15 protein-coding genes are annotated in these 23,970 nt (G+C 54.4%); 3 read left to right on the top strand and 12 right to left on the bottom strand.

Annotated elements, in window-relative coordinates:
* The first annotated feature begins 12 nt into the window (after positions 1–12).
* Positions 13–3,072: a VWA domain-containing protein gene (locus tag Pr1d_RS10450; protein WP_148073470.1), complete on the top strand. Its 3,060-nt coding sequence runs from the start codon at positions 13–15 to the stop codon at positions 3,070–3,072.
* 30 nt (positions 3,073–3,102) lie between these two features.
* Here the strand turns inward: Pr1d_RS10450 and Pr1d_RS10445 are convergent, their stop codons facing one another.
* The 9 genes from Pr1d_RS10445 to nuoH form a co-directional block, all read right to left on the bottom strand.
* Positions 3,103–3,603 (bottom strand): hypothetical protein, encoded by a 501-nt coding sequence (locus Pr1d_RS10445; protein ID WP_148073469.1) that lies wholly within the window; start codon positions 3,601–3,603, stop codon positions 3,103–3,105.
* A 61-nt stretch (positions 3,604–3,664) separates the two neighbouring features.
* A complete protein-coding gene (locus Pr1d_RS10440) occupies positions 3,665–4,723 on the bottom strand; it encodes a DUF1559 domain-containing protein (RefSeq protein WP_148076348.1) in 1,059 nt (352 codons plus the stop codon).
* A gap of 260 nt (positions 4,724–4,983) precedes the next feature.
* Positions 4,984–5,421, bottom strand: coding sequence for a hypothetical protein (locus Pr1d_RS10435; RefSeq protein WP_148073468.1), 438 nt, complete (start codon positions 5,419–5,421; stop codon positions 4,984–4,986).
* Positions 5,422–5,447: 26 nt separating this feature from the next.
* On the bottom strand, positions 5,448–7,172 hold the full coding sequence (locus tag Pr1d_RS10430) for an NADH-quinone oxidoreductase subunit N (protein WP_148073467.1): 1,725 nt from the start codon (positions 7,170–7,172) through the stop codon (positions 5,448–5,450).
* 64 nt (positions 7,173–7,236) lie between these two features.
* Entirely contained in the window at positions 7,237–9,051 is a 1,815-nt protein-coding gene (locus Pr1d_RS10425; protein ID WP_148073466.1) for a complex I subunit 4 family protein, read from the bottom strand.
* 59 nt (positions 9,052–9,110) lie between these two features.
* Complete coding sequence (gene nuoL / locus Pr1d_RS10420) at positions 9,111–11,534, bottom strand: NADH-quinone oxidoreductase subunit L (protein ID WP_148073465.1); 2,424 nt, start codon at positions 11,532–11,534, stop codon at positions 9,111–9,113.
* Positions 11,535–11,548: 14 nt separating this feature from the next.
* Entirely contained in the window at positions 11,549–11,908 is a 360-nt protein-coding gene (gene nuoK / locus Pr1d_RS10415; protein WP_238476681.1) for an NADH-quinone oxidoreductase subunit NuoK, read from the bottom strand.
* 8 nt (positions 11,909–11,916) lie between these two features.
* Positions 11,917–12,489 carry an NADH-quinone oxidoreductase subunit J family protein gene (locus tag Pr1d_RS10410; RefSeq protein WP_148073464.1) on the bottom strand — a complete coding sequence of 191 codons (573 nt, stop codon included), beginning with the start codon at positions 12,487–12,489 and terminating at the stop codon, positions 11,917–11,919.
* 2 nt (positions 12,490–12,491) lie between these two features.
* Complete coding sequence (gene nuoH / locus Pr1d_RS10405) at positions 12,492–13,742, bottom strand: NADH-quinone oxidoreductase subunit NuoH (protein WP_148073463.1); 1,251 nt, start codon at positions 13,740–13,742, stop codon at positions 12,492–12,494.
* A gap of 260 nt (positions 13,743–14,002) precedes the next feature.
* Between nuoH and Pr1d_RS10400 the strand changes: the two genes are divergently transcribed.
* Together Pr1d_RS10400 and Pr1d_RS10395 are read left to right on the top strand one after the other, a co-directional pair.
* Positions 14,003–15,256, top strand: a complete 1,254-nt coding sequence (locus Pr1d_RS10400; RefSeq protein ID WP_168205167.1) for a glycosyltransferase — start codon at positions 14,003–14,005, stop codon at positions 15,254–15,256.
* A gap of 544 nt (positions 15,257–15,800) precedes the next feature.
* Entirely contained in the window at positions 15,801–17,117 is a 1,317-nt protein-coding gene (locus Pr1d_RS10395; RefSeq protein ID WP_168205166.1) for an SBBP repeat-containing protein, read from the top strand.
* A gap of 537 nt (positions 17,118–17,654) precedes the next feature.
* Here the strand turns inward: Pr1d_RS10395 and Pr1d_RS10390 are convergent.
* The 3 genes from Pr1d_RS10390 to Pr1d_RS10380 all read right to left on the bottom strand — a co-directional run bounded on the left by Pr1d_RS10390 (position 17,655) and on the right by Pr1d_RS10380 (position 23,946).
* Positions 17,655–19,307, bottom strand: a complete 1,653-nt coding sequence (locus Pr1d_RS10390; protein WP_148073460.1) for a DUF7453 family protein — start codon at positions 19,305–19,307, stop codon at positions 17,655–17,657.
* A 1,375-nt stretch (positions 19,308–20,682) separates the two neighbouring features.
* Entirely contained in the window at positions 20,683–22,287 is a 1,605-nt protein-coding gene (locus tag Pr1d_RS10385; RefSeq protein WP_390622077.1) for an RNA polymerase sigma factor RpoD/SigA, read from the bottom strand.
* A gap of 393 nt (positions 22,288–22,680) precedes the next feature.
* Positions 22,681–23,946 (bottom strand): alpha/beta hydrolase family protein, encoded by a 1,266-nt coding sequence (locus Pr1d_RS10380; RefSeq protein WP_238476680.1) that lies wholly within the window; start codon positions 23,944–23,946, stop codon positions 22,681–22,683.
* Between the last annotated feature and the right edge of the window lie 24 nt (positions 23,947–23,970).

The following is a 23,970-nucleotide window of genomic DNA, read 5'->3' as shown; positions in this document are numbered from 1 at the left end:
AGACAAGCAGACATGTGGCAACATAGTTTCACCTTCGACAGCCCCGCCTATTTGCTCTTGTTGCTGCTTCTGCCGCTGTTGTGGTGGTGGAGCTACGACAGTCTCTCGGGGCTCGGTCACTGGAGGCGACTAGCCGCGCTCGTGTTTCGTTCGCTGGTACTCACGGCAATCGTCCTCTCGCTGGCCGACATCCAATATCAACGTCGCAATGACCAACTCACAGTCATTTATCTACTGGACCAATCGCTGAGCATTCCGACCGACGATCGGCAGGAGATGGTCGAGTTTGTCAACAACTCGATCATGGATCATCAAGACGAAAGTCGCAACGATCGCTATGCCGTGATTGTGTTTGGCAAAGATGCGGCCGTCGAGATGCCACTGGTGAATGTGCAGCTTCCACTCCCCACTCGGACCGAAGTTCTGCTCGATCCCGAGTACACAGACTTGGCAACGGCTATCCAGCGCGCAAAAGCCATGTTTCCTGCCGATGCCGCCAAGCGAATTGTGATACTTTCAGACGGCAACGAAAATTTGGGCAATGCCCGGCGCGAGGCTCGCTCGGCATCAGCCACCGGGGTGAGCATTGACGTAGTGCCGGTGATGCTCTCGGCTCGAGGTGAAGTGTCGGTCGAAAAGCTCGACATCCCGGCCAATGCCCGGCGGGGACAGCCATTTCAGATGCGCGTGGTGATGCGCAATGACGTACCGGAAGGATCCGCCCAAACCGTGAAAGGAAAACTGCGCGTCATTCGCAAGACAGGCGACCGGGAAGATCCGATTGTCGAGCAAGATGTGGAGATTGCACCCGGGAAGCGAGTTTTCACCGTGCCCGAGGAAATCGATCTGCCGGATTTCTACACTTATGAAGCCCGCTTTTCGCCGGACGATCCGGATGCCGACGGGATGATACAGAACAACTCCGCCACGGCATTTACCCACGTGCGCGGAAAAGGGCATGTCCTGTTGATCGAGAACTGGGAGAAACAGGGCGAGTTCGATTTTCTCGTAGATCGCCTTCGCAGCGAAGACATCACGGTGACTGTCACCACCACCGATCGACTCTTCAGTTCGCTCGCTGAGCTACAGCGCTATGACTCGATCATCCTGGCAAACGTCTCGCGGAGCTCGGGCACCGACGCGGACAATGTGGCCAGCTTCAGCGATGACCAGATCAGCATGCTAGAGCGCAACACTCGAGAGATGGGTTGTGGCCTGATCATGATCGGCGGACCTGATACGTTCGGAGCGGGAGGTTGGACCAACACCGAGTTGGAAAAGGCGATGCCTGTCGATTTTGAAATTAAGAATGCCAAGGTGACCCCGGTCGGTGCCTTGGTATTAATGATGCATGCCGGCGAAATGCCCCAGGCAAACTATTGGCAAAAGCGGATCGCCTTCGAATCGATCAAGATGCTCGGCAGCCGTGACTACTGTGGACTTGTCCAATGGAATGGCAACGATAGTTGGCTCTGGGGTGCCAGCCAGGGGGGCCTCATTCGCGTCGGACCAAATCGCAAGATGATGCTGGGGCGCGTCGATCAAATGACGATCGGCGACATGCCAGCCTTCGACGGTGCGATGAAGATGGCAGCAACCGCTTTTGCTGGGGTCAAAGACGCTGCAGTGAAACACATGATTATCATCAGCGATGGCGATCCAACTCCCCCGACGACGGCGACACTCAACCTGCTTAAACAGCAGCAAGTGAAAGTGACCACTGTGGCAGTCGGCTCGCACGGAATGCTCGGCAGCCAGGAGATGCAGAAGATCGCTACATTCACTGGAGGTAAGTATTACGAAGTGAAGAGCGCCAACGCGCTGCCCAAAATCTATCAGCGCGAAACTCGGCGGATTGCTCGCCCGTTGGTATATGAACCGAAGCCCCCGGTGCAACCTTTAATCGTAGGGCAGAGCGAAATTCTCGACGGCATCGAGGGTGGTGTGCCGCCAATCAGTGGTTTTGTGCTCACAACCGTCAAAGAGAATCCTCTTGTGGAAGTGATTCTCCGTTCTCCGCAACCTGCTACTGAGAAGAATGCGACTGTCCTGGCCAACTGGACCTACGGCGCCGGCAAGGCCGCCGCTCTCACCACCGATGCTGGGAGACGCTGGGCCGCCGATTGGACCAGTTGGGACAACTACGACAAGTTCTTCAGCCAATTGGTCCGCTGGTCGATGCGCCCCACCGACGACGCGGGGACTTTTAATATTGCCACTAATGTCCGCGATGGTTCAACCCAGGTGATCGTCACAGCGCTAGGAGAGGATGATGAGTTTCTTAACAATCAGTCGCTTATCGGCACGGTGGTGGCCCCTGACATGACCTCGATCCCCTTCCGCATCGAGCAAACGGCACCCGGCCGCTACTCGGGCGAGTTCCCGTCGGAGCTGGCTGGTAGCTATCTGGTAGTGATCAACCCGGGAGCAGGAAAAGCCCCCATACGCACAGGCGTGAACGTCGGCTACTCCGCCGAATATCGCGATTTTCAAACCAACATGGCGCTGTTGCGAACTCTGGCAGAACTTGCTCCCAAAGATACCCCACCCGGAACTCTAGTTGAAGCTGGCCTCAAGGCCACCGAGGCGGACCTCGCCGACGAAGAGAATCCGTTCCGCCGCGACTTGCCGCCGGCAATTTCCAATCAGTCGATCTGGCCCTGGCTGATTGTGATCGGAAGTTGCATATTTCTCGCCGATGTTTTTGTTCGCAGGGTGCAGATCAACTTCCTCTGGCTCACCGCCTTCTTGGGGCGAATCCGCGACAAGTTGCTCCATCGCCAACGCGAGGCCCCGGTGCCCGAAACAATCGGACGTTTGCGCAGCAAGAAACAAGAGATCGGTCAACAGATCGAACGTCAACGCTCGGCGAGCCGATTCGAGGGGACCGCGGAGAGTACGACTGGCTCGACGCCCGTGTCCCCGGAAGCTACAGGCAGATCGACGCAATCAAAGAGACCTCCACAACCTCCTCAGCAACCTGAGCCTGAAAACCAGGAGTCTTACACGGAGCGACTTCTTAAAGCGAAACGAGATGTGTGGAAAGACAACGATGGCAATCCACCGAGATGAGAGATGGAACTAAGATAGCCAACCTCAACGTTAGCGAATCGCATCGCGATTCAATTCTGCCGGCTTCATCTTGCCGGCCCAGAGTTCCTCGTATTCTGCATCGTCGACTTCGCGTTGGACCATGTCCAGAAAACCGACCATGCGTTTGCCATCGACGCCGACCGATTCGAAGATCACGGGTTCGGAACTCCCCATAGCGCTGCCGACGACTGAGTAGCGAATTTTGAACGGCTCCCCGTCGCGCTCGTTGATGAACAACTCGTCGATGGCGTGGGGATCAATGCCAATTCTCGTAAGTTTCTGCGGATTGTAAGAGCGAAGGAAGGCTTTGAACTCAGCGTCGTCGGCGGGGCCTTGCCAATCGTGCTTCATCTGGAAAGCGAAATAGAGATTCGCGAGTCGCTGGATATTGTTCTCGTTGACCTTGGCGATTGCCTCGTTCACATCAATCTCTCTGCGACAACCACCGAGCAGAGCAAGTAGCATGAGGCAACAGGCAAGTCTATTCGGCTGGGTGGGCTTACTTTTCATAAGTTTGTGTTAGAGACCGAAAGTAGAGGAGAACAGAGTAAACTGTAACCTATAGCAACACTTACAAATCCTCCGGTGATGCGACCGACCCATCGGCTCGTTTTCCGAGCCGATCAAGGATCAGCAGATCGGCTGAAGCAGAGATAGTATGCGTCGAACCGTCGCCGTAAACAGAATTGATGATGCCAGGGTGGGCTGACCCGAATCCGAATTCTTGAGACTGTGTGCCACCACGTTTTTCGTCGTCACCCCGAATAGGCACTTCAGGAGAAGGACTCGCAGTGCCTTGGGTCAATGCTCCGAACTGTCTCATGATAGGCCAATCGGCCCCGGTATAATAACCATAGACTTCCCAAAACGGCCAAGGACTTGAGTTTGGCACAGTCCAGAAAGTACTTTGTACCGATTTTTCGGCGAGGAGAATTGTATTGGAAGTGCCATCCTCAATCGCTGCAAAATCGACTTCTCCGAATTTCCAAATCTGGGGAGGATTCTGATTGTTTTTCACTTGGCCACCCTTCTTTAGGATGCCAGTCCACACGACAGCTTCCTCCGTGGGTTTCGGGGCAACGGTATCCTGCCATTGAAACCCATCCCACCCAGGATCATTCCAACTTGCCATCACGCCAGCATAGTCGCCAAGGGCATAGACATCGGTCCCGATGGTCGCGATGCGGCCCGAACGCGTTGGACAGTTAAAGGTCGGCACAGGAATCTCTGAGAGACCAGTATCGACGAAGCCCGCGTTGAGATTGCCATCTCCCCGTCGCATATTAGCTAGGTTCTGTTGTTCGATATACGGAAGCACCTGATACATCCAACTTGCACTTTCGTAGCCGTAAGCTGCCTTTGCAAGATCGGCCGGATTGGAAAACTGCTCCACCGCTCCTCCAGCCGTAGGAAAGACTCCCTTGGCAGACTCGAAGTTGAGCATTCCCAGTCCGAGTTGGCGAAGATTATTGATGCATTGCGTACGGCGGGCAGATTCCCTGGCCGCCTGCACGGCCGGTAACAGAAGTGCCACCAACACCCCTATGATGGCGATCACCACCAAGAGTTCAACAAGGGTAAAACCATCTTGGGTCGAGCGAATGTTAGAACGACGCAGTTTAGTATCCATCGAAAAGATCCCGAAAGTCTGACGGGTGTGAAGAGATACTCTATTCTATCTACCACGTCTGAAATTGGCGAGTCCATTCGAAGGTTTGTAAAAATGTTTCAGAGATCCGCGAAAGACAGCGCCGAACGAAACCCGAGGTAAGTTTCATGTAGGCAAGTTGAACTACCCCATAAAAACCCGCAATCCTCGCAGTCTGGATTTGGAATCACCCGCGAGTGTCGGCAGCGCCTAAGAATCTCACGTGTTTCAAGAAGCGAATATCAAGTAGCCGAACTACCCGCCGGCACCACTTCCTGCAGCGACTCTAGATGCCCCTTCGCCATGCCGAGGGCTTCCTCCGCAAGAGCTTTTGCTTCAGGGTACGATTGCAACTGCTCGATGAGACCGCGAATCGAATCGATATCTTGCTCTTGATAACCGATCGCCGCCTTGAGTTGATAGTCGATACTCAAGTCGTGCGTGTCGGTATATTCCATCGGAAATTCACCTGAACGTAGAGGAGCTTCGGCATCAATCAACAATTGTCCAATTCGCTCGGCAAGGACATCCTGATCGTGGACGATTGCCTCGATGGTTTCGCTAATTGCTTCACTCCCAGGGGGCAAATACGGTCGCGAGTAGCGAATGTATTGCGGAAATGATTTTCCCACGACGCCCAGCAATTGGTTAAGCAGATGATAGAGGGAAAGCTGCGACATGTGTTTGAGTACCGAGGGAGAACCAATTAGCTAAAAAGTTGGGAAACGGCCAGATCGGTCCAGTCGGCCAGGGGACCGGGAAGGATACCAAAGATCAACACCGGCACAGAAATTACAAAGATGTATGCTGCAGGGAGAAATCCGAGTGAGACCGCTCCACGGGTGTCAGGCTCCGGATCAATACACATTGTTTTAGCCACGCGAAGATAATACACCAGCGCGATAGCAGTGTTGAGGGCAGCGGCAACCAGAACGAAGGTCATCAACGGACCCCCGGCCATATAGAGCGATTGTAACACTCGTAGTTTGGGCCAGAAGCCGGCAAGCGGTGGCAGGCCGATTAAGCTTACCAGGACGGCGGTCATCATCACGGCCGTTAATGGCGAAGTGCGAATTAAGCCAGCGTAGTCGGCTATGTCTTCGCTGAGCATCTCATTTCGCAAGAACGCGATGATGGCAAATGCCGAGAGGTTCATGAATAAATACAAGGCGATGTACAACAGCAACGCCGAGACCGCAGTGCGGGCTTCGACGACGTCGCGCCCCGCCAGTGCAATCGCGGCTGCAACGGCCATCATCATGAATCCCGCGTGGGCGATCGTGGAATAGGCCAACATCCGCTTTATATTCGTCTGACCGTAGGCAGCCAAATTGCCAAAAGTGCAGGTGACGATGGCAATGATCGAGACTAGCACAACGAAGAACCTTCGCACGGGAGAGAGTGGGCCACCTCCGACCGGCGTGGCATCGCTAGACTCGGCAACTTGGGTGGCAAGCACGGCGTTATGTGTTGGAGTGGCATTCGAACCTGTTGCCACGGCGATCACTGCGGGACGATCTACGCCGTCGGCCACGGGCATCTCTGCCGTAGTCAGTCCCAAACCGGCACCTACCCGCAGAAGCAGCACTAACGCGGCGGCCTTGGATGCTACCGACAAGAAAGCATCCACTTCAGCCGAAGCACCTTCAAACACATCGGGACACCAAAAATGAAAAGGGAATGCAGAGAGCTTAAATGCAAGCCCCACTCCTAACATTAATCCCCCCAGTACCAGCACCATTACGGTCAACCGACCTTCGGCGCTGGTTAGTAGGTTGGGGATATCAAGATCCGTCAAACTAGCCGCCATGGTCGGCAAATGTGCTGAGCCCAGTACGCCGCAGAGCAAACTAATGCCGTAGAGCATTACCCCCGCCGTACCGGCTCCATAGATGACGTATTTGAGAGCGGCCTCACTGCTGCGTTGGCGACCCTTTACGATCCCCGCAAGCACAAAGGACGGCACACTCGCCATTTCCACTCCCATGAACAGCATCATCATGTGGTTGGCCGAGGCCATAATGCACATGCCAAGCGTGGCACCCAATACCAGGACGTAATAATCCTGACCATCTTTGGAGTCGGCAATCCCTGTCAGCCGCGAAAGAATGACGAACAGCACGACAAACGATAGCAAGAAAATGCGGACAAAAGCCGTGAGCGAGTCGTAAACCAACATGCCGGTGAAGATTTCTTGCCGAGGCATGGTCGTCCAGGACTCAATCCCCTCGACAGGAAACGCCAAAATAAGCGCGGTGATCGACCCCAGTAGCGCGATAAAGAAGGAGGGAATGTATTCCCCACCTTTAAAAATACGCACAAACAGCAAGAGGACAATCGTCACACAGAGGGCCAGCTCAGGCCGAAAAAACGGCAGGCTTCCTTCGAGCGTATTGCCGACTAGCGAATCAACGACGTGTTGGAGGGTCACAGGTTGCACAGTTTCTGGCTACTATTCGAAAAAGTTGAATGGGGTTATTTCGTTGCGATTTCAATTAACGTATGCGAGCGTCGGCGACCTGGCCATCTTCCGCGCCAAGTGGCTTGGAGGCAGTGGCTCGATTGTCGTGCTCCTCGGTCCAGGCTGCCAAACGATCTATTTGCATGTCTACTGAGGGCTGCATGTAGTTCAAAAGTGCTGTCGGATAGACTCCAAAAACGATGGCCAGAACCAACAGTGGTACGGCGATCGAAAGTTCCCGCATCGTAATCGGGGTGAGGGCTTCGCCATGGGGGCCTTTATACTCTGCACCCAGGTAGACCCTTTGAATGGCCCACAGGATGTACCCGGCGGTCAGGATCACCACCGCGGCAGAGATAATCGCCAGGGCATAACTGTATTTCCAAACCGACAAGACGACGAATACTTCGCCGATAAAGCCACACAATCCGGGTAGCCCCAAACCAGCGAAGAAAATGCCAACGGCCAACCCACTATACACGGGCATCTTAGCAAACAGCCCGCCAAACTTATCGAGATCGCGATGATGCACGCGGTCGTAGATGACACCGACCATAAAGAACATCCCGGCCGAGCTAATGCCGTGGGCAATCATCTGGAACATGGCACCATTGGCACCCATCTTCCAGTAGTCCGGATTGTAGCCCGTATCCGCGACGGCACTCCATACGCCGAGCCCCAGCACGACGTAGCCCATGTGACTTACGGAACTGTAAGCGACCATCCGCTTAAAGTCTTTTTGAGCGAGGGCGGCAAAGGCACCGTAAACCATACTCAGCACGCCGACAAAACAGACGAAGTAAGCCATCTCGTAGCCCGCATCGGGACAGATGGGATAACAGATTCGGATAATACCGTAGCCACCCATTTTCAACAGGATGCCGGCCAGGATCATGGAGATCGGCGTGGGGGCTTCGACGTGCGCGTCGGGCAACCAAGTGTGCAGTGGCACACTGGGGACCTTGATCACAAAGCCGATGAACAAGAGCAAGAAGGCCCACCATTGGGTGCTCTTACCCCAGAGTGCTTCACCGTCGAACAGATCCGTGTGTTGGCCCATCTGTTGGAGAGCCAAGATATTGAATGTATGCAACTGCTTACGCTGAGTGGGATCTGCTTCTTTGATGTACTCGGTGTATTTTTGTGCCAGGGGAGCGTCGCTCGACTTCCACTTGGAGAATGCCTGTGCAACATCTCCTCCACTTTCGACAGATACAATCCCAGCATCAGCGAGTTGTTGAGCGTCGAGAGTCGTCAGATCGCTATTGAAGTACAGCATCAGAATTGCGATTAGCATCAACACGCTGCCAACCAAGGTGTAAAGGAAAAACTTGATCGCCGCATATTCGCGCCGAGGACCGCCCCATACGCCGATGAGGAAGTACATCGGCAGCAGCATCACCTCCCAGAACACATAGAACAGGAAGAAATCGAGGGCCATGAACACGCCCAACATGCCCGTTTCCAAAAGGAGAAACAGGATGCAATATCCTTTGACATGCTTTGTAATTGGCCAACTAGCACCCATAGCTAGAATCGACAAGAACGCCGTGAGTACGACCAGCGGGAAGCTGATGCCGTCCATCGCCATGAAGTACTGAATGCCGAAAGAAGGAATCCAGTCGACATTGAACAAATTCTGCATCTCGGCGACCCCCTTCTCGAAATCGATGGGAGCCCCGGAACGGAAAAATCCGAGCGTCAGGATGAACACAAAAATGGTCACCGCCAGGCTGATTAGCTTGTACGATTCGTCCGCCAAGCGTGGCAGGATGGCCAACACCAAAGCCGCCACGGCGGGTAAGAAAACCAAGAGGCTCAGATAAACCTTCGGGTCGCTGAGGGTCATAATAGTGGTCAGTGGTTAATGGTTAGTGGTGAGCCGGGTCGTCCCCGACCCCGGTTAATTCAACTAGTGGGAATAAAATATGCCTGGACGATGCTGATCGTTACGAACAGGGCCACCGTTCCGATGACGATGAACATCACATATTGCCGCAGGTTGCCTGTTTGCAGTTTGCGAAGCCAGAGCCCCAGATTCCAGGTGCCGCTGGCAAAGGTGTTTACCGTGCCATCGACGACCGTTTGATCGAATAAGGCGTCGACGACTTTCGAGCAAGCTTTGCAAATCGCTGCGGCAGTGTGCAGGATCGAATCAATAATGTTGCGGTCAAACCACGAAGCGCAGTTTGAGATGAACAGTGTGGGTTTAACAAACAAGTAATCATAGAGTTCGTCAAAGTACCACTTGTTCCACAGGAAAGCCCACAAAGGTTTGAAACTCTCCTTGAGCTCGTCGGGGTTCAGTAGCCGCCAGAGGTAGATGATGCTCGCCAAAAGTACACCAGCCGCCGCCGTGCTGAACGCAGCAATACCGGCAGGTGTCTTGATGATGGGGACATGGCTGTCGTGCTCACTGGGAATCGTCAAACCGGTTAGCAACTCCCCCTGAGTGGAGGCAAGCGTTCCCACAGGGCGGCCTTGTTCGAGCAAATCGTTGACATGGAAGATGGGCCAGCCAATTCCCAGTGCGAAGAAGGCCAACACAACGAGCGGCCCGGTCATTACGCGGGGCGATTCATGAGCGTGATCGTAGCGATGTTCATCGCGCGGCTTCCCGGCAAAAGTCAGATACCACAGCCGGAACATGTAGAACGCAGTAATAAATGCGCCGCCAACAGGGGCCCACTTCAGAATTGCGTGTTGCGGATTGACACTGGCAAAACTCCAGGCCTGCTCAATGATCGCGTCCTTGGAGTAGTAGCCGCTCAAGCCGTAAGACGACAAGGGAAACCCGGCCCCGATAATTGCCAAACAGCCAATGAGCATCGTGTAAGCCGTGATCGGCATTTTCTTACGCAAGCCACCCATGAAAGTCATATCATTCGTATGTACGGCGTGTATCACCGAGCCGGAGCACATGAACAACAGGCCTTTGAAGAAGGCGTGAGTAATCAAGTGGAACATTCCTGCAACCCATCCCCCCAGGCCCAGTGAGAGCATCATGTAGCCGAGCTGGCTCACGGTGGAGTACGCGAGCACCCGCTTGATGTCGGTGGCCGTGATCGCGATCGTTGCAGCTACAAACAAAGTAACGCAGCCGATGTAAGCGATGACCAACAGTGCTTCGGGCGAGAAGCAAGGATAAAATCTACCCACCAAGTAAACGCCTGCCGCGACCATCGTGGCCGAGTGGACCAGGGCTGATACTGGGGTCGGGCCTTCCATCGCATCGGGGAGCCAGACATGCAGCGGGAACTGGGCACTTTTGCCAACGCAGCCGCAGAAGATTCCGACGCCTGCGATGAACAGAAGCCATTGGCCTTGTGTGTTTCTCTTTTCATCTCCGGCCGCTGATGCGGCCTCGCCTGGGGCTGAGTTGGGGTCGCCCTCGATCATGCGCTCTTGTTCGGCGATCATACCGGCGGGTGGCGCGAGGTGGTACTCATTTTCCTCGGGGCGAAGCAGGCTGAATAATCCTTGCTCTACTTCGCCGGCGTCGTTCTTCATATCGCCGAAGGCGAAGGTCCCCACACTGGCCCAAAGGGCCATCATGCCGATGAGCATGCCAAAGTCGCCCACACGGTTAACGATGAATGCCTTGTTCGCAGCAGTCGAAGCGCTGTGTCGTTCGATGTAGAAGCCAATCAGGAAGTAGGAGCAGATGCCGACCAGTTCCCAAAACACGAACACCATCGCTACATTGCCCGCGATCACGATCCCGAACATGCTAAAGCAGAACAGTGAGAGGTATTGGAAGAAGCGGTAGAACCGACCCTTGCGCCGCAAGTGCTCACCGCTCGAGAGGGTTACCTCGTGATCGACATACGGCTCGTGCAGTTCGTCATGCATATAGCCCAGGGCATAGATATGCACGCAGGAAGCAATCACCGACACCATACAGAACATGGCTACGGTCAGTGAATCGATGTAGTAACCGATAGTGAGCTTCAGATCACCGAATTCACCAAGTGAATACCAGTCTCCAGCATAATAGTCGGGGTGGTCGTTGTTGGCGTGGTGGGCAGTGTCATGTTCATCGGCAGCGTGGTGCTCATTCGCATCGCTGTGCTCCACGGTCGCTGAAGCGACCGCTTCGTCGCCATGTTCCGGTTCGTGAGCGGTTGGGAAGTCGTGGTTGGGTAACCAGACCCCGAACATCGCGATCAGGCTGAAAACGGCCGACGTGACAATCGCCAGCACGGAGAGATAGCCCGCCCCAATACCGCGGGGGCCCATGTATTTGCCGAACAATACGATCAACACGAAGGACGCCAGCGGCACAAGCCAGGCGGCCATCAAGAGAACCGGTAATGTGGTAGTAGGATCCATACTCAGAGGTTTACTTATCCGCGGAGCTGATCGGCGCGATCCACGTCGATCGAGTCATGGTTGTTGTAAAAATTCAAGGCGATTGCCAAAGCTACCGCTGCCTCGGCGGCGGCCAGCACAATCACGAACAGGGCCATCAGTTGCCCATCAAGCCCAAGTGAATTGGCATCATTGCGAAGATACTGACTGCCAAAGGCGACAAAATTCAGGTTGGCCCCGTTGAGTACCAGTTCAACTCCCATCAGCACACCAAGGGCATTGCGCTTGGTGGCCATGCAGAGGGCACCACAAATAAACAGAATGGCCCCTACGGTCACATAGTGGGCGACCCCCACGGGTTCGGTCAGCATATTGGCAAGTGGTAGATTAAACATCTTCTTGGTCAAATCTTTTCAATGTTGCTACGGGACCGTTTCGCGCGAGCCAAGTAAGCTGCTCCGATCAATACGACTAGCAAGTGAACCGAGACGATTTCAAAGGGCAAGAGGTATCCAGAACGACTCGGATCATCGGTGCGAGCCCCCAAGAGCCCCATGGCGATGGGTGTCACCGAGGGCTGAGCAACAATGGCGTCGGCTTCGGCACGTTCGATACCGCGCCATTCAGGGATACTAAACGCAGCGTAGGTCAAAATAAACAAAAGTGCCCCACCGGCGAGAAAAGCCTTCACCCAATCGCCGGCCCAAGTTTTCATTACGACAAACCGCTCTTGTGAAGTTAGCATCACGCCGAAGATCAACAGCACGAGCGTGCCTCCGACATAAATCAACAATTGCATCGCACCAACAAACTCGGCACCGGCCAGGAACATCAGTCCCGCAGTCGCACCGAGAGATAACACCAGATAAAAGGCCATCCGCACGATATTGCTCGACAACAACACGGCAACCGCAAACGCACAGGCCAAGCCGCTAAACAGAAAGAAGAAGAACGACGGCCAATAGATCGCATCCATCGCTAGAGTCCTTTCCTAGTGAGTTTAGGGGCAGCTAGAGTCGCTTGAGCGATCTGATCTTGCTCTTCTGAAGGCTTCACGGCGTCCTCAGGCTGCTTCTTATCGGCGGATCCACCATCACCGATGGCATAGACCGACGCTGGTAGGTCTATTAGCCCAAAGAAAGCCTTGCCAGGCATTTGAAGCTGCCAAAGGGTGGCTCCCAGGAACATTGCTGCGGCAATCGGAGTACAGTATTTCAAGCCGGTGGCCATCACCTGATCAATTCGCAAACGGGGCAGGGTCCAGCGAATCCACATCATCACGCATACGGCAATAACACCCTTGCCGATGACATTCACGGCGCCAATAAGTTGGCCAAGGTAGCCAACGAAAGGACCATTCTCGGAGACGATTCCAAGGAAATCGGTTACTGGAATCGGACCATGCCAACCTCCCAGAAACAGGATCGAAGCCAAGAGACCCACCGCGAACATTGAGCCGTATTCGGCCATGAAGAAAAAGCTCCAGCGGAGTCCGGAGTATTCCGTATGAAAACCTGCTACCAATTCACTTTCCGCCTCGGCCAAATCGAAGGGAGCCCGATTGACGCTCGCTGTGGCACAGGTGCAGTAGACCCAGAAGATAATAAAGGTGAAAGGGTCGTGGAAGACGATCCAGTTAGTAAACCAACCGGCCTGACTGTCTCCAATGACAACTAAATCCAGCGATCCTGCGATCAACACCGGCACCACCACGCACATACCCAGCGGGACTTCAAAGCTAACCACCTGGGCTGCTTCGCGCATCGCCCCGAAGAGCGACCATTTAGAAGCGGACGAATATCCTGCGAGAATCACACCAAAAACTTCCAACCCCATGACGGCCAGCACGAAGAACACGCCGACATTCAAATGCTGAGCGATCCAGGGATACTCGCCCCCGGCAAAGGGAATGGCGATAAATGCCGCGATCGACGCACAAAAGCTCACATAAGGCGCGATCTTGAACAGAAAGTGATCTGCCCCCCCAGGTGCCAGATCTTCCTTGCTCAGCAGCTTAATGCCGTCGGCCAGTGTCTGCAACCAGCCAAACTTACCACCAACGCGGGTCGGACCAAGCCGATCTTGGATGCGGCCGGAGATTTTACGCTCCAACCAGATAAAAACGAGCGCACCAACCGCCACGAGGTTTAGTATCAGCGCGACATGCACGAGCCCGGCGATTGTGTACGCCAGCCAAGTCCATATATACTGGGACAGAAACGGGGCCACTTATGGTTCTTCCTCAAACCAGCGGTGCCAATGCCGCCGAAATCACGCCCGGTGGGGGGTGACAGCACGAACTCAAGTTGTTACCAGACTGGCACTTACCAGCCTCCAAAACTAAGATTGTGAAATATGGCACAAGGCCCCCTGACTATACAAGCCCCTATCATGCTCCTGGCCAAGAATTGGCCTCAATTTTCACGCTTTAAGTGTCAATCCGGTATAAGTTGCGTTCTCTGCCGAATCCCTCTTTACTTCGATCCATCGTGACCGCATTAGCAACTTTCATAGCGGTCGTTCTGGTAAGCCTCGTCGTCGGACAGTCGCTGCTTGTCTGGCGTTTCGTAAGCACTCTCAGCAAACCCCCCGTCGATTTACTCGCAGACTCAGATGCCCCCACGGCTACGATTGTGCTCTGCCTGCGTGGCACGGATCCATTTCTTACCGATTGCCTGCAGGGGCTTGCGACTCAGGATTACCCTCAATTCGATGTGCGGATCGTCATCGACTCTCCCGATGATCCCGCACATCAGATAGTCGAACGGTTTATGCGCGGTTCCGGTGCCAACAATATCCGCGTGGAGAACCTCGCAGAGAAAAGTGAACATTGCAGCCTCAAGTGCAGTTCGCTGCGGCAAGTGATGCTGTCGCTTGACCCGGAGTGTGAAATCGTCGCTCAACTGGATGCCGATACGATCGCCCACCCCACTTGGCTACGAGAATTGGCCACCGGCCTCGCGCCGACCGATGTGGGGGCAGCAACGGGAAACCGTTGGTACATGCCCAATAGCTATTCAATCGGTTCGCTGGTTCGCTATACCTGGAACGCGGCGGCCATCGTGCAGATGTATTGGTACGAAATCGCCTGGGGAGGAACGTTGGCCTTGAAAACCAAGGTGCTGCGAGAAAGCGATCTCCTAGACAAATGGGCTCTGTCATTTTGCGAAGACACCATGCTGCATGCCCAACTCAAGAAGATTGGACTCCGCGTCGCCTTTGTTCCGAGCTTGATGATGATCAATCGTGAAAACATCTCACTGGCAAGCTTCATGAGTTGGTCGACGCGTCAGTTGATTACGGCCAAACTCTACCACCCCGCTTGGCCATTGGTATTGCTGCACGGAATTCTTTCCACTCTCTTTCCACTGCTTGCGGTCATACTGTTTATCGTGGCGATCATTCAACAGAACTACCCTATTGCCACTACAATGGGAGCAGTTATCGTGTTGGTGGGCTTGTCGTGGATCACATCCCTCTGGCCGATGGAGCGAGCAGTCCGTCGGATTGCAGCAAGACGAGGCGAGACAACGAACTGGCTCACGCCGTGGGGAACAATCAAATGCCTGGCCAGCATGGCAGTGACCCAGCTAGTCTATCCCCTAACCTTGGCCGGGGCCGTGTTTACCCGAGCAACCAATTGGCGGGGCATCGAATACCGCATCGACGGACCTTGGCGAATTCACATGCAGGATTACCACCCCTATAGCGCCGCGAGCGAGCAAGTAAACGAGTCACTTTGATGAATGGACTCCAAAAATAGCTGCCCATCAACAGGACAGATCCCAATCAGGCCGAACTGGGGCAAACTCAATTATTCCAGGCAAACAAATATGAGCCCGGCGGGGCTCGAACCCACGACCCACGGATTGGAAATCCGACGAAGGTCGATCAAAGTCTCGATAGGGACCGGGCGGCTTGGCCGTTTTGATCGTTGACAATTTGGGACAGTTTCCCATGGGTCAGAGCGTAAACTGCTGCCATGGGTTAGGGTATCACCCGGTTCCATAGAAGCGGCGGACGATGAAGCCGAACGCATTTCGCAACGCAGGTCAAGTGTAGGTTGAGTGAATCGCAATGGAAGTCACAGTTGCATCGCCCAAACAGGATGTGTTACGCCATTGCTGCACGCACCCTACGGACTACGCCACTATCTCGGTGAAAATACTTCTACCGAACTGCGTTTGGAATAACCCGTTTCCCCTCATTTTCCGTAGCCAGACAAGTCATTATTCTACTATACTGTATCTTGTTCGTGATTTTCGTAAACATTCCGAGATGCCACTAATGAGTACTCGAGCAATTCTGACTTTATTTATCGTGTCACTGGGCGTTACTGCAGTTGCACAAACAGAATCGCTCGACTGGATAGAACAGTATGGGACAACGGCTTCCGACGGCGGCTTAGGCGTCTCGGCTGATGGCTTGGGTAGCGTCTACGTAGCCGGTTTCACCAATGGAAGCCTAGTCACGACCTCAACCAGTCGTGACGCCTTCGTCAGCCGCTTTGACGACCAAGGGAATGAGCTATGGACTACTCAATTCGGTTCAACTGATTCAGATTTCGCTTATGCCGCCTCGGCCGATGGACTCGGAAACGTGTACGTTTCGGGATTAACTGATGGCGATTTGGCGACGAGCAATGCCGGCTCAGCAGATGCCTTTGTGTCGAAATTCGATTCGAGCGGTTCTCTGCTGTGGTCACGGCAATTTGGCACCAGTGCCTCTGACGTCAGTTACGGAGTCTATGCCGACGGCTTGGGCTACGTCTATGCAACAGGAATCACCGGTGGCGATCTCAATGGAACAAATAGCGGAAAGTTTGACGCGTTTCTCCGCAAGTACGATGCGGCCGGTAACTTGCTTTGGACCCGACAATACGGTAGCAGCGAGAGCGACTACGCTTACGGAGTCTCCGCAGATGCATTGGGCAATGTCTACGTCTCAGGCGACACTTTCGGCGATCTTGGGGGGATCAATGCAGGTGACACCGATGCCTATGTAATAATGTACGACGCAGCTGGGAATTTACAGTGGACTCGCCAACTCGGAACCACTGAGGCTGACCTGGGCCACGGTGTTTCGGCCGATGGTGCGGGCAACGTTTTCTTGGCGGGATCTACGCAGGGCGATTTGGCTAGAACGAACGCTGGCTCATTCGGCGATGGGTTCGTTAGCAAGTTCGACATCAACGGTACCGAGCTGTGGACCGAGCAGTTTGGCACGAGTGCAAGCGAGGCGGTCTTTAGTGCCTCTGCCGATGCCTTGGGAAATGTCTATGTAGGCGGAAATACCGCAGGCAGCTTAGCGGCACCCAATGCCGGAAGTATCGATACTTTCGTCTCCAAGTTCGATTCCACTGGCACCCACATCTGGAGTGGACAAGTGGGTTCTAGTAGCTACGATTCGTTTTATGCGCTTTCTGCCGATGGACTTGGCAACGTCTACCTATCAGGTCAGACTCCCGGTATACTTGGTAATGCGAGTTATGGCAGCCAAGATATCTACTTGCTCAAGTTTAAATACGTCCCGGAACCAAGCAGCTTACTCTTGACCGTGCTGACCTGTGGGGGCATGCTCGCCAGGGTAAGAAGCACCACTTAACTTCGCGACCACACTTCCATCACTCGCTTCCAGTTCCTAACTGCTCGGCCCTAGTCTACGAAAGACGACTCAGTTCGTTTCTCAAAATGCTAGTGTCTTCCTTTTCCCTCCCCAAAATCGCGTATCGACATGAGGAGCGAACCTCCGAGGGTGGAAACTGTGAATTCCTAACCTTCGTCGGAGAGCATAGCCAATGCACTTTCGGTTTTAGGCTTCCTGCGTTCAGCGTGAAACTCCGAGGCAGGTTGCGCAGCTTAGCCGTATCTAGCGGCGGTCGATTAAGCGAATGGGACTTAGATCTTCCGCAAGTCGTTACTTAGAAAGGACCTAGGCAAAAAAGGCCTCTCTTGCGTAGATGGTGTTTATCAACAACCCCATCACCCACAAGGAGGCCCAGGATGGCCTATTCTAACCAAGGACGGTTACAGCAACAGATTGGTTGTGCCAAGCGGCGACACGGGGCAAGTAGAACGTATTACCGCAACGCGGTTGCATATCGTAGCCCAGGGTTCGCCAGAGCGAGCCTGCGATAGTGCATTACCAGTAGTATCTTGGCCGACGAACGCTGCTGGCTAGGGAGCCCCCCAGCAACAGCAGCACACCACTGCCAGGTTCGGGGACGACCGTCACAAACACTCCGCTGCTCCCGTCTGTGAAGTGGGCCCAGAACGCGACGTGCCCGTTGCTCAGATCGAAAGCGTTCAACGCCGACACGATGCGCAAGTCCGGCAAGAGTGGGTTGTCGCTCACATCGAATAGCTCGCCGACAGCGGTCAGCAGCCTCAACTCGCCCTGCGGGTCGGTCACGAACAGGCCGTTGAATAAGGCGCTGCCATTCGTCAGAACGGCCGGGAACGCGACTTGTCCCGCGTCGTTGATATGGTGACCTCCCGTAAATTGTGAATACACGATTCCATCAGCCAGACCGGGGGCCTGGTCTCCTGTGCGGGCGACAACCATCGGGGGCCCGCCGCTGGCAGTGCGGAAGATCGCCTGGTGATTGTCGGCATTGACGTTCATCCCTCGCAAAAAAGTGTTGAACGCCACATCGCCAGAATGGTTCATTTGCACGATCCCAAGACTGTCGTAGAACACCCCCGAGAGGAGGCCGCCGACCTCGCTGCGTTCGCGGACGATGAGTTCGATGGCACCGCCGGTCGCGCGGAAGATGGCCTCGTCGTTTGCGGGGAGGACACCGGTTCCCTCTAGTCGGCTGGAAAACGACAGTTGGTTGGAATCGTTCAGGTGTATCGAAATGAGGCTGGGGGTTGCTCTCCCGTAGACCACGCCTGTCGGCAGGTCTGCCGCCTGGTCGCCGGCACGTGCTATGAGCGACAGGTCCGGGCCGCTTGCGGAGTAGATGGCCCAGTCAGTCGACGGCGTGACGCCACTGCCAGTCAGATTGGCCAGAAAAGCCAGATCGCCGACGTTGTTCAAGCTAATGACGGAGCCGAAGCCAGCGAAGTGAGCGTCGGGAGCTCCCGGCGCCGGAACGCCAGACTGAACCACCGGCTCGAGCCCGCTGCCGCCGCTTTCACTCTGGATGATTTGGTTGTTTGACCCATTGATGCCAGTGCCATTGATCGACGCCCAGAAGGCGGTGCGGCCGGCATCATTGAATTGCAGTCGGCCAATGTCGACATACCTTGGCAAATCACTTGACGGAATGGTCTCGCTTCCATCGATCGTGCCCCTCGATCGTGCGAGCTTAAATAGACCTCCCCCGGCTGCGTCGCTAAAGACGGCCCTGTTTATGGTTGCAGCCCCACCCTCGATGTCGAGTCGACCGGCCGTCTGTCCTGCGTTGTTGAGCAGCACTTCCACAGTTCCCGTCGGTTCCGAAATCTGATCGCCAAACACCAAACCAGTCGGGAGGCCCGCTGTTTGCTCGCCCCGGCGCGCCAGTGGAACCGCCCCCGAGCCTCCCCCCTCGCTGAAGAGGGCTTGATCGTTCGTAGCGTCGACACCGATACCACTGAGAGCACCGACATACGCCACCTCCCCCGCATCGTTGACGCTAAGTTTGAAGAGACTGGGGCTGAAACTGTCATAGTCCACCCCGCTGGCAATTCCCGGTGCCGGAGTGTCGCTAAGCGCGACGGTACGAAACTGGCCCACCTGACCAACAGCGGAATTGGCAATCATTACGCCTACGATAGCTGCCACAATTGCGAATAGTACTCGATGCATTAGTCCCCCCCTTGCAATTCAGTGGTGCGGTTAAATAGTCATGAAACCATGTGACTGCAATCGTGCAATCCGAAATTGCACGAACTGGTCTAATCTATAAGGAATTCTCCAGATAGTTCAGCCGGGAACTGTTTCCGGCAGAATTGGCTTTCATTGTAACTGCTGCGGCCCCTCCCCCTGTATCTAGCGCAAGGCGATTTTTTCAGATTTTTCTCGTCTCTGGCAGCTAAGAAGTTCAAAAACACCCAATTGGGTTGCAAATTCCTATCAGCGCGCACCCTATCCTGAAATTGCGACTTACAACGAGCGAGATGGGTTAAACACACGACATGGTAACTCTTTCTCATTCTTTCTGTTCGTGGTTGAATGATCGATACAGTGTTCAGACGCAGCCCCGAATCAACATCAAGAGAGCCCTGTTCTGCCTACTTATGCGCTGAAAATGGACCACCCAACGTGAATTTCGGAGAGCAGAAACTGAAAGACGTAGTGCTCTCTTAAGAACCCATGCAGCCATATCGACGACACATAAGTGACACTCTCAAATGCTTCATCTTTCGTTCAGTTGTGGCCCGCCACAGGTTCATTCTGGCAGGGAAATTCATACTATAATCCTGCCACAGCCGTAAACTTCTGTGCAGACAAGCGACTTCACGAATGCTTGCTAAATAAGCTGCAAAACCTGATCAGTTTTCTACCGCTTGACCAAAGTCAACCCCGTGCAAAAGGGAAGACCAAACAATTTGAATGGTAGCAAAGGGAGACAACAGGGAAGAGAAAGTCAAACCTAAAATCATCGCGAGAGCGATCTAATCCTACTCCTACTCAAGAGAAGTTTGCCCCTTCCGCCGTCCCCCGTATCCCGTCCCCGCTACTTTTGTGGAGCAAAAGGCGACTCAGAGGCAGAGCCTCGCAGAAGGTGCGTCCCCACGCGGAACATGGGAACGAGGGTGAGAATTGGTGGGCGATGCCCACCCTACGATCTCTCCCACCTACCGCCGCCCACTATCCCCATCCCGTTGTAGCACGACTCTCCGAGTCGTAACTAAGAACCTATCCCATCCCAGAACCAATTTTGCTCAAAAGTAGCTTGGGTCCCCGACCCGAGAATTACAGCGTAACTCCAAACGGGACAGGGTACCGTTCTACAGTATTGGGATAGGCACGTAGTCAAATCCCTTCATGTCGTCTCAAAGCCTCCGTTTCTTGTATCTTGGAGTAGAAACGTCTAGGCCAATGCCAACGAGCAAGAGCGTGCTGTAAGAGAAGAGCACCGGCAAACCCAGTGGCACACCCCCGAAGGGATAAATCGGCTTGCCGATCTTTAGCAATGAGGATGCGCCGGTGGGAGGAAGACCGACGCATCGCTCATTACTCAGGAGGGATGCGATGAGGTGCTTTCCATCGGTATTGGCTCGGGGCCATCGAGAAAGCCTGAGAGGGAGCGGCAACGATACGGCGATTGAAGTTTGCGGACCGCTTTGGACTCGATTTGGCGAACTCGTTCGCGAGTGACCGAGAAAATCTTGCCCACCTCTTCGAGCGTGTAGGTGTAGCCGTCGGCCAGGCCATAGCGGAGGCGGAGGATTTCCCTTTCACGGTGCGACAGGTCGGTCATCACCTCTTCGAGTTTGAGCTTGAGGGCTTCCAAGTTCGTGTCGTATAGCGGATCGTCGTCGCGTTGCTCTTCCAGGAATTCACCAAAGTAGTTGTCCTCGTGGTCACCCACCGGTTGATCGAGTGACAGGGGATGCCGCGTCATCTTGTAAACGCAACGAGCATCGTCGATGGAGATCTTGGCCCGTTCGGCGATCTCTTCGGGGTTGGGTTCCCGACCAAATTCCTGCACGAACTCAGCCGTCACCGTGCGAATCTTGCTCATCGTATCGATCATGTGCACGGGAAGCCGAATCGTACGACTTTGATCCGCGATGGCCCGCGTGATTGCCTGACGAATCCACCAAGTGGCGTACGTGGAGAACTTGTAGCCACGAGCATGTTCGAATTTATCGACGGCTCGCATCAGTCCTGTGTTGCCTTCCTGAATCAGATCCAAAAAGCTCATGCCGCGATTACGATACCGCTTGGCAATCGAGACGACCAGTCGCAAATTGGCCGCTGAGAGTTCCCGCTTGGCAGCATCATAGGCATTCTTACGGGCGGAGGTCTTGCGTACCAATCGATGGAGCGTCTGTGGTGTTTCGAGTGATATCTTCATCAAGTATTTCAGCTCTTCGCTGAACTCACGCTGCAGCACAGAGTGCAATAGTTCCTCGGGTCGACGGAGTTGATCCTTGATCGACGACATCCGCTCAGAGATTTCTTGCAGCTGTTCCCACAAGGGGAGCAACTTTTGCAGGCGGATATTCAGTTCCTCAACCAGGCGAACGGCTTTGTTGCGTCGGTTGACCAGTCGCCGCCAGGCAGCGTGTTTTACCTGATCGGTTGCTCGTCGATTGACGGCGATTCGAAAGTCTTTTTGGTTCTGCGACAACAAGTGGCGAATCGTGACCAGGTTGGGGCCGATCCGTTTGAGAATTCTTTTCTTCTCTGCCGTGTTGGTGACGGAGATTTCAATCGTGCGGTCGAGACGCAGGTTGCCGTCGTAAACTTTTTGCAAGAGATCGACTGCCCCGTGCAGCATGAAGTCGTTGCCCATCAGTGAGCGACGAAAGCGAGTCCGAGTTGCTTCAATCTTTCTGGCGGAGTAAACCTCGTTGTCACGCGAAAGCATGGGGATTTCGCCCATCTGCATTAGATACATGCGCACGGGGTCGTCGATTGCCGAGGTATCGTCGCTTTCGGTTTCCTCCTCAGAGTCGGAGGAATCATCGATATCGTCTTCTTGGAGGTCTTGCTCGTCTTCTTCCTTGAAGGATCGATTCTTGGCTGGACTTGTCGGTTTGCCGTTCTGCCGGGCCGCTGCTTTTGAGGGGGATTTGACTTTTGCTGTCGTACTCTTGCGGTTTCTAGTTGCCACGGCTCGTTCCTCTTGAGTTGCCTGCGTTGGGAGTGATTCGCTGGCAAGTTGTGATTGCAGAGGACGTGCCGGGAACCGCCAAAAGGCACAGGCAAGAGTCGTAACATCATTGCAGATAATAGTTTGCGCCGATTGCTGCGAAGCTGTAGCTCTTCGACGAAGCTACGCATGCTGCGAAAATCCATCGCTGCAAGAGAAATGATGTTGCTTAGAGTCAACGTAGCCGGCGAGTACTCGACAGAGTATTCGTGAGATTTCCTACAACCGTTGTGAGAGTTATCGTGGCTCGCTAGGTCGAAGAGCTGAGTTGTCGAAGAATGGCGGGGGGGAGTCGGAGCGCGGAAGACGCGCTCTGCTGCGCTGGGGCTCCGCATTGCGGCTAACAAGTCGGAATTAACGGGCGCGGAGCTGTTGGTCGGCGAAATCCAGATAGCGCTGCCAGTCGTAGAGTGTGATATCGTGTTTGCCGCTGCGGATGTGATAGGCGACGTCGGTGGAGATCGGCTCGTTGACTGCGGGCATGTCTCGATTGCTCAGGCCGTTTTTGCCGAGAAGTTCGTAGACTGGCGATGCGTATTGGAGTGACAAAAATTCTCCCCTTGGATCGGCCCAAAGGTCTCCTTCCGCGCTAGCGATGTACAACGGTCGCGGGGCGATGAGTGCACAGAGCATGTGCTGGTCGACGGGGAGTTCGTCCTCATTATCGTTGTACTTGTGGAAGTTCTTGCAGAACCAGTGAGGAAAGCGTGTGTTGATTCGTTCGACCGTCTCGCCAAATCGGCGGCGACTCAGGGCCGCTCCGCCGCAACCCGATTCGTTTGAGATCACCAAGGCAAAACGTTCATCGCGGGCGCCCGCCCAGAGTGCTGCCTTGCCCAGGCGTGAATGGCCTAGGACGGCGGTCCGGCTATGGTCGATGTCTGAGTCTTCTTCGAAGTAGTCCAAGGCCCGACTGAGTCCCCAGGCCCAGGCTGCGATGGTCCCCCATTGGTCGTCGTTGTCGAACAAGGCGTGGACGCCGTTCTGGAAACCATCATCAAAGTCGGGATCGATGTCTCCGCAATAGATGGTCGCTACGGCGTAACCGCGAGAGAGGGTTTCTTGAATGGGCCAACGTGAGCTTTGTGACCCGCGACCTTTGTCAGTCGCATGGTTGTCTTCGACCGTGCCATTGTCTCGGTCAGGCACCCAAGAAGTCGGCAGCCAAATATCGGGGTCGTCCGCTACAGCGTGATTGCCAGCGAAGTTCAACCCGAGAAAGATCGGCACAGGGCCTTCGGCGTGCTTGGGCAGATAGATCAGCAAGTCGGCAACTAGTTCCTGGTCATTGCCGTCAAACCATAGCTTCACCTGTTTACGAACCGCCGTGCCACCGAGCGCGTTGTCGTCAATTTCTACTTCACCAAAGTGAAGACCACTTTCACCGGTAGGTGCGCGGCCGTAAACGTGTTTCTCCAAGAGTTCAACGATTTCAGCTCGACGCTTGTTCTTCCAAGTTTCTGCGTCAGAGACTCGGTCGCCATTTTCAAGCGTCAAAAGATCGGGCAGAGTGAAGGAAGGGACCTTTGTTTCGTCGTAATTGAAATCCTCAGGCTCGGCGAAAGCCGGCTTGATCGAGATCATGACCAGTAAAGCGAAGATAATGGATTTCGTACTCATAGAAGTTTAAAGCAAAAAAGTATC

Origin of the sequence: Bythopirellula goksoeyrii, assembly GCF_008065115.1 — a bacterium.
Classification (GTDB): Bacteria; Planctomycetota; Planctomycetia; order Pirellulales; family Lacipirellulaceae; genus Bythopirellula; species Bythopirellula goksoeyrii.
The sequence above is the reverse complement of the archived record's forward strand: the minus strand, read 5'-3'. Positions and strand labels throughout refer to the sequence as shown.